Consider the following 10,649-nt stretch of genomic DNA (forward strand, 5'->3'; position numbering starts at 1 on the left):
CACCCACCCCGCGCTCCGCGCATCCCTCCAGGAGGCGACGTTGCCTGTCCTCACCGCGCCCGCGTTGGCCGCCGACCCGCCGGCCATGGCGTGGACGCTGCCGCCGTGGGCGCTGCTGCTCCTCCTCGCCGGCGGCATCGCCCTGCTGCTGCTACTGGTCATCAAGGCGAAGCTGCACGCCTTCCTCGCGCTGCTCGTGGTCAGCGTCGGCGTCGGCCTCGCGGCCGGCATCCGGCCCACCGACCTGCCCGCCGTGCTCGAGGCCGGCATGGGCGAGACGCTCGGCGAGATCGCGATCATCGTCGCGCTGGGCGCCATGCTGGGCCGCGTCATGCAGGAGTCCGGCGCGGCCGAGGTGCTGTCGGGCCGACTGCTGGCGGCGTTCAGCGAGAAGCGCGCGCCGCTCGCCGTCGGGCTGACGGCGCTGATCTTCGGTGTGCCGGTCTTCTTCGACGTCGGCTTCATCATCCTGCTGCCGCTGATCTACGCGGTGGCGCAGCGGTCCGGCCGGTCGCTGATCAGCATCGCGCTCCCGGCCGTCGGCGGCCTGGCGATCATGCACGCGGTGCTGCCGCCGCACCCCGGTCCCGTCGCCGCCGCGGGCCTGCTCGGCGCCGGCCTCGGCTGGGTGACGATCATGGGCCTGGTGTGCGGCCTGCCCGCCTGGTTCATCGGCGCGTACCTGTTCGGCATCAAGGTCGGCGACCGGCTGGACACGCCCGTCCCGGCGCAGCTCGTCGCCGAGGCGCGGGAGCAGTCCGGCCGCGCGGGCGGCACCGCCGGCCAGGGCGGCGCGGACGGCGGCGGGGCGGCGCGGGCGCCGTCGTTCGCGGTGACGCTCGCCGTGATGCTGCTGCCGGTGCTGATGATCATGATGAACACGTTCGCCGACACGGTGCTGCCGGACGGCGGGGTGCAGTCGGCGCTCCGGTTCATCGGCTCGCCGGTCATCGCGCTGACCGTGGCGACGCTGCTGTCGTTCTGGCTGCTCGGCCTGCGCGGCGGGTTCAGCATGGACCGGCTGGAGAAGGCGGCGTCCGCGTCGCTCGGGCCGGTGGCGCTGGTGCTGCTGGTGACGGGCGCGGGCGGCGTGTTCGGCGCGGTGCTGGAGAGCACCGGCGCCGGGGAGGCGCTGGCCGACCTGCTCGGCGAGACGTCGCTGCCGGTGGTCGTGCTGGCGTTCCTGATCGCGACCGCGCTGCGGGTCGCGCTCGGGTCCAAGACGGTGGCGATCGTGACGACCGCGCCGATCGTCGCCCCGCTGATCGCGGAGGCGGGGCTGTCGCAGCCGGAGACCGCGCTGGTGGTGGTCGCGGTGGCCGCGGGCGGCACCGTCCTGTCGCACGTCAACGACTCCGGGTTCTGGCTGTTCAACCGCTACATGGACATCGACATCCGGACGACGCTGAAGAGCTGGACGCTGATGGAGACGTTCATGGGCGGCACCGCGTTCGCCATCGCGGCGGCGCTCAGCCTCGTCCTCTCCGTCACCTGACGCGGCGTTCCGCGCCGCGCGCCGGAGCCCCCGCCCCCACCGGGCGGGGGCTCCGCCGCTTCAGTGGTCCTTCACCTCGGTGTTCTGGCTCGCGTGCAGCAGCCAGCGCCCGTCCTCGTCCTTCGTCATGACGTACAGCGGCGCGCCCTCGGAGCCGCCGTCCGGCGCGCGGTAGACCTGCCGGACCTTCACGGCGGCCACGTCGGGGCGCAGGAACTGCACGTGGACGGGCTCGTACGTGACGGGCCCCTCGAAGACGGCGCCCGGCAGGACGGCGCGGGTGAACTCGGCGATCGCGTCCAAGCCGATCAGGACTCTGCCGTGCCCGGTCGTCCACAGGGCTTCGGGATGGAACAGCTCCAGGAAGCCGTCGACGTCCCTGGCCCGCTGGGTGCGCTCAACGGTGGCCACGACTTCGTGGATGGCCTTGATGTCCGCGGTTTCGTTCATTTCGGTGCTCATGGCGACGACTCTGCAACCTCAACCTTTGTCGAGGTCAACGGCCCGGCCGTCCGACGTGATCAAGGTCATGCCCCCGACCGGCGAGGGTGAGCGGGATTACGACGACAAGTAGTACTACGGCTCGTAGTATGTCGTACAGGACGTAGTACTACAGCTTGTAGTAGATAGCCGGGGAGGCCCGCGCAATGAGGACGGGGACGTTCGGCCGGGAGCAGGGTGGCCATGGACACGGTTGACATCGCACGGTGGCAGTTCGGGATCACGACCGTCTACCACTTCCTGTTCGTCCCGCTGTCCATCGGGCTCGTCGCCCTCGTCGCCGGGATGCAGACCGCCTGGGTGCGGACGGGCAAGACCGAGTACCTGCGGGCCACGAAGTTCTGGGGCAAGCTCTTCCTGATCAACTTCGCGATGGGCATCGTGACGGGGATCGTGCAGGAGTTCCAGTTCGGCATGAACTGGTCCGCCTACTCCCGGTTCGTCGGGGACGTCTTCGGCGCGCCGCTCGCCATCGAGGGGCTGCTCGCCTTCTTCTTCGAGTCGACCTTCCTCGGCCTCTGGATCTTCGGCTGGGACCGGCTGCCGAAGAAGATCCACCTCGCGTGCATCTGGATGGTGTCGCTCGGCACCATCCTCTCCGCGTTCTTCATCCTCGCCGCGAACTCCTGGATGCAGAACCCCGTCGGCTACCGCATCGACGAGGCGTCCGGGCGCGCCGAGCTCACCGACTTCTGGGCCGTCCTGACGAACCCGATGCACCTCACCGCGTTCCCGCACACCATCGCGGCGTCGTTCGTCACCGCCGGGATGTTCGTCGCCGGGGTCAGCGCGTGGCACCTGATGCGGCGCAAGCACGTCGAGGTGTTCCGGCCGTCGCTGCGGATGGCGCTCGTCGTCACCGCCGTCGCGTCCATCGCCGTCGCGATCAGCGGCGACATGCTCGGCAAGGTCGTCACCGAGCACCAGCCCATGAAGATGGCCGCCGCCGAGGGGCTGCACGACACCCAGACCGGGGCGCCGTTCTCGCCCTTCAGCGTCCGGAACCTCGACGGCACCGAGGAGATCGTCGGCCTCGAGGTGCCCGGCATCCTGTCGTTCCTCGCCACCGGCAGCTTCGACGGCGAGGTCCAGGGCATGGACGACCTCCAGGCCGCCGCCGAAGCCGAGCACGGCCCGGGCGACTACACGCCGAACGTCCCCGTCACGTACTGGACGTTCCGGATGATGGTCTACATCGGGATGGCCACCGCCGGGCTGTCGATGCTCGGCCTCTGGCTGACCCGCCGCGGCCGCCTGCCCGGCAACCCGTGGGCGTGGCGGATCGGGATGCTGTCGCTCGCGCTCCCGTTCATCGCCAGCTCCGCCGGATGGGTGTTCACCGAGATGGGACGCCAGCCGTGGTCGGTGTACGGGCTGATGCAGACCTCGCAGAGCGTCTCGCCCGGCGTGTCCGCCGGCGCGATGCTGCTCTCCGTCGCCGCGCTGACCTCGCTCTACGCCGTCCTGTTCGTCATCGAGGTCAAGCTGCTCGCCAAGTACGCGAAGGCCGGGCCGCCCACCGAGGACGAGGTCGCGCCGGCGCCCGAGGACGGCGACGACGACCACGACGAAGAGCGCGCGCTCGCGTTCGCCTACTGACTTCCGAGCGAAAGGGCCCGCCGTCATGGACCTGACGACCGCCTGGTTCCTGATCATCGCGTTTCTGTGGATCGGCTACTTCTTCCTGGAGGGCTTCGACTTCGGCGTCGGCATGCTGCTGCCGGTGCTGGGCCGCGACGACGTCCGCCGCCGGGTCGTGATCAACACGATCGGCCCGGTGTGGGACGGCAACGAGGTGTGGTTCATCGTCGCGGGCGCGTCGATGTTCGCCGCCTTCCCCGAGTGGTACGCGACCCTGTTCAGCGGCTTCTACCTGCCGCTCCTCCTCATCCTGCTCGCGCTGATCGTGCGCGGCGTCGCGTTCGAGTACCGGGGCAAGCGCGACGACGCGCTGTGGCGCGCCCGCTGGGACCGCGCGATCTTCTGGGGAAGCGTCGTCCCCGCGTTCCTGTGGGGCGTCGCGTTCGCGAACATCGTCCGGGGCGTCCCGCTGGACGCCGACCACGAGTACGCCGGGACGCTCCTCGACCTCCTCAACCCGTACGCGCTGCTCGGCGGGCTGACCACGCTCACCCTGTTCGTCCTGCACGGGGCCGTGTTCGTCGCGCTGAAGACCACCGGGAGCGTCCGGACGCACGCGCGGAGCATCGCACGCGTCGCGGCCGCCGCCGCGCTCGTCGTCGCCGGGGCGTTCCTGCTGGTCACGCAGATGCAGTACGGCAAGGCGTGGACGTGGCTCGCGGTCGCCGGCGTCGCCGCCGGGCTCCTCGGCGCCGCCGCCGCGAACGCCCGCGGCCGCGAGGGCTGGGCCTTCATCGGGACCGGGACGGCCGTCGTCCTCGCCTTCGTGACGCTGTTCGGCTCGCTGTTCCCCGACGTGATGCCGTCCACGATCAGTGCCGCGAACGGCCTGACGAAGGAGAACGCGGCGTCCAGCGCCTACACCCTCGAGATCATGACGTGGGTCGCGCTGGTGTTCACCCCGATCGTGATGATCTACCAGGGCTGGACGTACTGGGTGTTCCGCAAGCGGATCGGCACCGCGCAGATCCCGCCGGCGAAGACCCCGAAGCGCAAGAGCCCGGTCGGATGAAGCCCCTCGACCCGCGCCTGCTGCGCCACGCCCGCACCACCCGCGCGTTCCTCGCCGCGTCGGCCGTCCTCGGCACCGCGACCGCCGGGCTGGTCATCGCGCAGGCGACGCTGCTCGCCGACATGATCGCCCGGACGTTCCTCGGTTCGGCCGGCCTCGGCGACCTGCGCGCCCCGATGCTGCTGCTCCTCGCGGTCGTCGCGGGCCGCGCCGCCGTCGCGTGGCTCCAGGAGGTGGCGGCGCACCGGTCGGCCGCCGCCGTCAAGTCCCAGCTCCGAGGCCGCCTCCTGGAGCACGCGACCCTGCTCGGCCCGCGCTGGCTGTCGGGCGAGCGCAGCGGCGAACTGGCGACGCTCGCCACCCGCGGCGTCGACGCCCTCGACGGCTACTTCGCCCGCTACCTGCCGCAGCTCGTCCTCGCCGTGACGGTCCCGCTGGCCGTCGGCGCGCGCATCCTGCTCGGCGACTGGCTCTCCGCGGTGATCATCGCGGTGACCGTCCCGCTGATCCCCGTCTTCGCGATCCTGGTGGGCCTCGCGACGCAGTGGAAGATGGACCGGCAGTGGCGCACCCTCTCGCTGCTGTCCGCGCACTTCCTGGACGTCGTCGCGGGCCTGCCCACGCTGAAGGTGTTCGGCCGCGCGAAGGCGCAGGCGCGCGGCATCCGCGAGGTCACCGGCCGCTACCGCAAGGCCACCATGTCGACGCTGCGGATCGCGTTCGTGTCGGCGATGGTCCTCGAACTGCTGTCGACGCTGTCCGTCGCGCTCGTCGCCGTGTCGATCGGGCTCCGCCTCGTCGACGGCGGCATGGCGTTCGAGACCGCGCTGCTGATCCTGATCCTCGCGCCCGAGGCGTACTTCCCGCTGCGCCAGGTCGGCGCCCAGTACCACGCGAGCGTCGAGGGCCTCACCGCCGCCGGACGCATCTTCGAGGTCCTCGAGACCCCGCCGCCGGAGGCCGGGACGGACACCCGCGTCCCGGACGTCCGCCGCGCCACGATCCGCGTCGACGGCGTCACCGTCGCCTACCCGGAACGCGACGCGCCCGCCCTCGACGCCTTCTCCCTCACGCTCCACCCGGGGGAGACCGTCGCCCTCACCGGCCCGAGCGGGTCGGGCAAGTCGACGCTGCTGAACGTCCTCCTCGGGTTCGTCCGGCCCGACGCCGGGCGCGTCCTCGTCGACTGGGCCGACCTCGCCGACCTCGACCCGGACGCGTGGCGGCGCCACCTGGCGTGGGTGCCGCAGCGCCCGTACCTGTTCGCCGGGACGATCGCCGCGAACATCCGCCTCGGCGACCCGGACGCGACCGACGAGGCGGTGCGGGCCGCCGCCCGCGCCGCGAACGTCCTCGAGTTCGCCGACGGCCTCCCCCGCGGCCTCGACACCCCGATCGGCGAGCGCGGCGCGGGCCTGTCGGCGGGGCAGCGGCAGCGGGTCGCGCTCGCCCGCGCGTTCCTGCGGGACGCGCCGCTGCTCCTGCTGGACGAGCCGACCTCGGGCCTCGACGCGGAGAGCGAGGCGGCCGTCATCGAGGCCGTCCGCCGCCTCGCCGCCGACCGCACGGTCGTCCTCGTCGCCCACCGCCCCGCCCTGGCCGCCCTCGCCGACCGCATCGTCCACGTCGCCCCGGCGGAGGTGGCGGCGTGAACACCGCACCCCACCCGACCCCCCGCGCGACGGCCAAGGGGGCGCTTCGCGGTGACCGGCCGTGGATCGGCGCGCGTCCGGCCCCCGCCGGCGGTGGCCGCGGCCTCGGAACGACCGATCGTCCCGCCGGCAGCCGCACCTCGGTGCGCCTTCAGGAAGGCAGGGCGGCGTGAAGATTGCGACAACCCCGAATCCCCGCGCGACGGGTGGGGCCACCGGAACGAACACTCCCCGCCCGCCCAGGGGGGCCGACCCCAATCCGATTGTCGAACGTGCAGGTGAAACGGCGGGACGGGAACGCGAAACTGTGGAAAACCCGGGCCGGCCCGTTCTGCGGCTGATCAAGATGACCCGGCCCGTGCGGGGGCGGCTGGCCGTGTCCGTCGTGTTCGGGGTGCTCGCGCTCGGGAGCGGCGTCGCGCTGATGGGGACGTCGGCGTGGCTGATCTCGCGGGCGGCGCAGCATCCGCCCGTCCTGATGCTGATGGTCGCGATCGTGGCGGTCCGGGCGTTCGGGATCGGGCGCGGGGTGTTCCGGTACGTGGAGCGGCTCGTCGGGCACGACGCGACGTTCCGGATCCTCGCCGACCTGCGGGCCCGCGTCTACGAGCGGCTGGAGCGGCTCGCGCCGGCGGGGCTGCCCGCGTTCCGCGGCGGCGACCTGCTCGCCCGGCTCGTCGACGACGTCGACGCCGTCCAGGACCTCTACCTGCGGACGCTGCTGCCGTGCGCGGTCGCGGCCGTCGTGGGCGGCGCGTCGGTCGGGGTGGCGTGGGCGCTGCTGCCCGCCGCCGGGGCCGTGCTGCTGGCGGCGCTGCTGGCCGCCGGGCTCGCGGCGCCGTGGCTGTCGGCGGCGGTCGCGCGGCGGGCGGAGCGGCGGACGGCCGACCTGCGGGGCGAGCTGGCGTCGCACGTCGTCGACACGCTGCACGGGGCGCCCGAGCTGATCGCCTACGGCGCGGCTCCGGCGCGGCTCGCGGAGGCCGCCCGGATCGACCGGGAGTTCACCCGCGCGACGGCCCGGTCGGCGGGGACGGCCGGGCTGGGCGCGGCGCTGTCGGCGCTCGCGGGCGGGCTGGCCGTGTGGGGCGGGCTCGCGACGGGCGTGCCGGCGGTGCGGGACGGGACGCTCGACGGGGTGCTGCTCGCGGCCGTGGTGCTGCTGCCGCTCGCCGCGTTCGAGGTCGTCAACGGGCTGCCGCTCGCGGCGCAGTACCTGGAGCGGGTGCGGGCGTCGGCGGCGCGGGTGTTCGCCGTCCTGGACGGCCCCGAACCCGTGCGGGACCCGGACGAGCCGGTGCGGCTCCCGGAGGGGCCCCACACGGTCCGCGTCACGGACCTGCGCGCGCGCTGGACGCCCGACGGGCCGTGGGCGCTCGACGGCGTGTCGCTCGACCTGGCGCCCGGACGCCGCGTCGCGGTGGTGGGCCCGAGCGGTTCGGGCAAGTCGACGCTCGCGTCCGTGCTGCTGCGGTTCCTCGAACCGGCGGGCGGACGGGTGACGCTGAACGGCACGGACGTCCGCGACCTCGCCGGGGACGACCTGCGCACCGTCGTCGGGCTGTGCGCGCAGGACGCGCACCTGTTCGACTCGACGATCGGCGAGAACCTGCGGCTGGCGCGGCGCTCGGCGACCGACGCGGAGATCCGCGACGCGCTGCGGCGGGCGCGCCTCCTGGAGTGGGTCGACGCGCTGCCGTCCGGACTGGACACGCGGGTCGGGGAGCACGGCGCGCAGGTGTCGGGCGGGCAGCGGCAGCGGATCGCGCTGGCCCGCGCGCTGCTGGCGGGCTTCCCGGTCCTGCTGCTGGACGAGCCCGCGGAGCACCTCGACACCGCGACGGCCGACGCCCTGACCGCCGACCTCCTCGCGGCCACCGAGGACGCCGCCGGGCAGGGGCGCACGACCCTGCTCGTCACGCACCGGCTCGCGGGCCTGGACGCCGTCGACGAGATCATCGTGCTCGACCGGGGGCGGATCGCCGATCGCGGCACGCATGCCGAGCTGGCGGCCCGTCCGGGGATCTACCGGTCGATGTGGGAGCGGGAGCGCGCCGCCCCGGCGATCAGCGTGCCCTGACCGGAACCGGCGCGAGGCGGTCGATCTCCCGGCCCAGGGCGAGGACCATGGCGTCGAACGCGGGCACGCCGTAGCGCGCGCGCAGCGCGGGGTAGACGTCCTTGCGCGCCGCTTCCCGCAGCATCTGGCTCAGAGTTTCGTGCGGAACCGCCCTGCCGCGCGAAAATTCTTCGTGCGAATACCGGGCGAGGCGCAGCAGTTCCGGGTGCGCGGCCGATTCCGAAAGGATCATCCGGGCGGCGTCAGCGAGATTCATGCCGCGAGTGTAAGTCCCGCACCGCGCCGAGCGCCGAGGGTCCGTACCGTCCGTCAGGAAAAAGGGTCGGGATTATGGTCGGACCGAAACGGGGTCGCGCGGGCGGTGCGGCCGCCGGACCGGGGCGATCTTTTCCGCCCGATGACCGCATCCGGACACCGATCCGGACCGACCGACACCGGGACCGGACGCCCGCCGCGCCGCCGCGCGCGCCCGTGCGGCGCACGCGACGCCCGTCCGGCCGGTGCGCACCCCCCGCGCGCATGATCATCGGCCGCCGAGGTCAGGCCGACTTTCCGGGGCCGCGCCCGCCGGGCGGCGGCGGGCCGTCCGGGGTCCCCTTGCCGAACACGGCCGAACCGTCAAGGGGCCGACGGACCGCACGCTTTACGTGCGGTCCGTCACACTCCGTTCATTGATCACCCCGAAGACCGCTGTTAACGTTCCGGCCGACCGAAGCATTGGTCTTTCACGACGAGGTGAGGGGACCACCGCGGTGATCAATGACTTATAGGTTCGCGCCTACGCGAATCATGAACCGTTTGACACGCATCGGGCCGACACAATCGGTCGCGCACACCTTTCGCTACACCCATCCACGCGTAGTCAGGTGAACGGTACAACTAAATGACAATCCAATCTCAGGTCACCCCTGCCGGAGAGCGGGCCGGCGGAACCCTGGGAGAGCGGCTGCTCGCGTTCGCGCGCGGTCCGCTGTTCCGCGGTGATGCCCGGGTCCTGCACGCCCCCAACCCGTACCGCCGGGCGCTCGCCCCCGACACCCTCACCGCGGACGACTTCGACCGGCCGCTCACCGCCGCGGCCCCGTCCGCGCACCGCGCGCTCGCCGCGCACCGGCTGCTCGGCACCTTCTACGAGGCCGAGACCGTCCTGCTCCCCGAGCAGGGACTCGCGCCGCTGCACGACGACTTCGCCCGCTTCTACGGCGAGGACCTGCGGGAACTCCGCGAGAGCTCCCTGTCGGAGCTGGAACGCCTCGCGTTCGGCTGCCTCGCCGGCGCCGTCGACGTCAGCGGCGCCGACACCGTCGACGTCCTGGACTCCTACTTCCGGCACGTCGTCGCCGAGGCCGCGACCGGCCCGTCCCCCGCGCTCGCCGCCGTCGCCGCCGCGCACGACCGCCGCACCGCCGCCGACCTGTACCTCGTGCAGCTCGCCCTGGACGGCCTCACCGAGGCGTCCGCGATGTCGCGCAACCTCGCCGGCGCGTACGGCCCCGAGCAGTCCGCCCTGTTCAAGATCTTCATCGACGAATTCGGGTACGGCGTCCACGACGCGAAGCACACCACGATCTTCGCCAAGATGCTGCGCAGCCGCGCCATGGCGACCCATGTGCACGCGTACTGGAACTTCTATCTCGCCGGGCCGCTCGCCACGAACAACTATTACTACTATCTATCGCGCGACCATGCGAAGTTCTTCCGGTACGCGGGCGCGGTGACCTATGCGGAAGCCGTTTTCGCCCCCGGATTCGTGGAAATGGTCAAGATATTCCGCGACATCTTCGGCGACGCGGTGGACCTGCACTACTGCGACGAGCACGCGCACATCGACGAGCACCACGGCCGCATCACCCGCGAGCAGGTCCTGCTCGCCCTCGCCGACCGGCACGGCCCCCGCGTCGTCCCCGAGCTGCTCCGCGGCGTCGCCGAGGCGCGGCTCGTCGGCGACTGGTTCGAGGCGGACACCGCCGCGCAGATCCGCTGGTCCGACGACCTCACCCGGCACCGCGGCCTCGCCGCGGACGCCCGCACCGCGCGCGGCACCGAACCGGACCGGATCGTCCTGACCCCGGACACGCCCTTCGGCACCCGCACCCGCGACGCCGACGTCGTCCTGGAGATGGCCGCCGGGGAGGCCGACCTCGTCACCACCCCGACCGGGCCGCCCGAACGGCTCGCGCGCGGCGACGTGCTCCTCGTCCCCGCCGGGCGCCTGCACGGCCTGCGCGCCGCGACGCCCGAAGCCGTCTGCCTCGCCCACCCCGTCGA

Annotated in this window: 8 protein-coding genes; 6 read left to right on the forward strand and 2 right to left on the reverse strand. The window is 73.0% G+C overall.

Features of this window, described 5'->3' with window-relative positions; translation table 11 throughout:
• Positions 1-85 precede the first annotated feature (85 nt).
• Complete coding sequence (locus tag DMH08_RS35885) at positions 86-1,495, forward strand: GntP family permease (protein WP_125620615.1); 1,410 nt, start codon at positions 86-88, stop codon at positions 1,493-1,495.
• Positions 1,496-1,555: 60 nt separating this feature from the next.
• Here DMH08_RS35885 and DMH08_RS35890 read toward each other — a convergent pair whose 3' ends face one another.
• On the reverse strand, positions 1,556-1,957 hold the full coding sequence (locus DMH08_RS35890) for an SgcJ/EcaC family oxidoreductase (protein WP_125620603.1): 402 nt from the start codon (positions 1,955-1,957) through the stop codon (positions 1,556-1,558).
• A gap of 222 nt (positions 1,958-2,179) precedes the next feature.
• Here DMH08_RS35890 and DMH08_RS35895 point away from each other — a divergent pair, with 222 nt between their 5' ends.
• From DMH08_RS35895 to cydC, 4 genes are all read left to right on the forward strand, one after another.
• Positions 2,180-3,595 carry a cytochrome ubiquinol oxidase subunit I gene (locus tag DMH08_RS35895; protein ID WP_026404697.1) on the forward strand — a complete coding sequence of 472 codons (1,416 nt, stop codon included), beginning with the start codon at positions 2,180-2,182 and terminating at the stop codon, positions 3,593-3,595.
• A gap of 25 nt (positions 3,596-3,620) precedes the next feature.
• A complete protein-coding gene (gene cydB / locus DMH08_RS35900; protein WP_125620605.1) occupies positions 3,621-4,649 on the forward strand; it encodes a cytochrome d ubiquinol oxidase subunit II in 1,029 nt (342 codons plus the stop codon).
• Positions 4,646-6,301: a thiol reductant ABC exporter subunit CydD gene (gene cydD, locus DMH08_RS35905; RefSeq protein ID WP_125620607.1), complete on the forward strand. Its 1,656-nt coding sequence runs from the start codon at positions 4,646-4,648 to the stop codon at positions 6,299-6,301. Before cydB ends, cydD begins: the two co-directional genes overlap by 4 nt.
• Positions 6,302-6,647: 346 nt before the next feature.
• Positions 6,648-8,381: a thiol reductant ABC exporter subunit CydC gene (cydC, locus tag DMH08_RS35910; protein ID WP_125620609.1), complete on the forward strand. Its 1,734-nt coding sequence runs from the start codon at positions 6,648-6,650 to the stop codon at positions 8,379-8,381.
• Here the strand turns inward: cydC and DMH08_RS35915 are convergent.
• The gene (locus DMH08_RS35915; RefSeq protein WP_125620611.1) at positions 8,368-8,637 is read right to left on the reverse strand and encodes a hypothetical protein; all 270 of its coding nucleotides are present in this window, start codon (positions 8,635-8,637) and stop codon (positions 8,368-8,370) included. The genes cydC and DMH08_RS35915 overlap by 14 nt on opposite strands.
• Before the next feature lie 627 nt (positions 8,638-9,264).
• On the opposite strand from DMH08_RS35915, the gene DMH08_RS35920 reads away from it, so the two are divergent.
• Positions 9,265-10,649 (forward strand): iron-containing redox enzyme family protein (locus tag DMH08_RS35920; protein WP_148108633.1); only part of this gene is annotated, 1,385 nt, incomplete at its 3' end.

The organism is Actinomadura sp. WAC 06369 (genome assembly GCF_003947565.1).
Taxonomy (GTDB): domain Bacteria; phylum Actinomycetota; class Actinomycetes; order Streptosporangiales; family Streptosporangiaceae; genus Spirillospora; species Spirillospora rifamycini.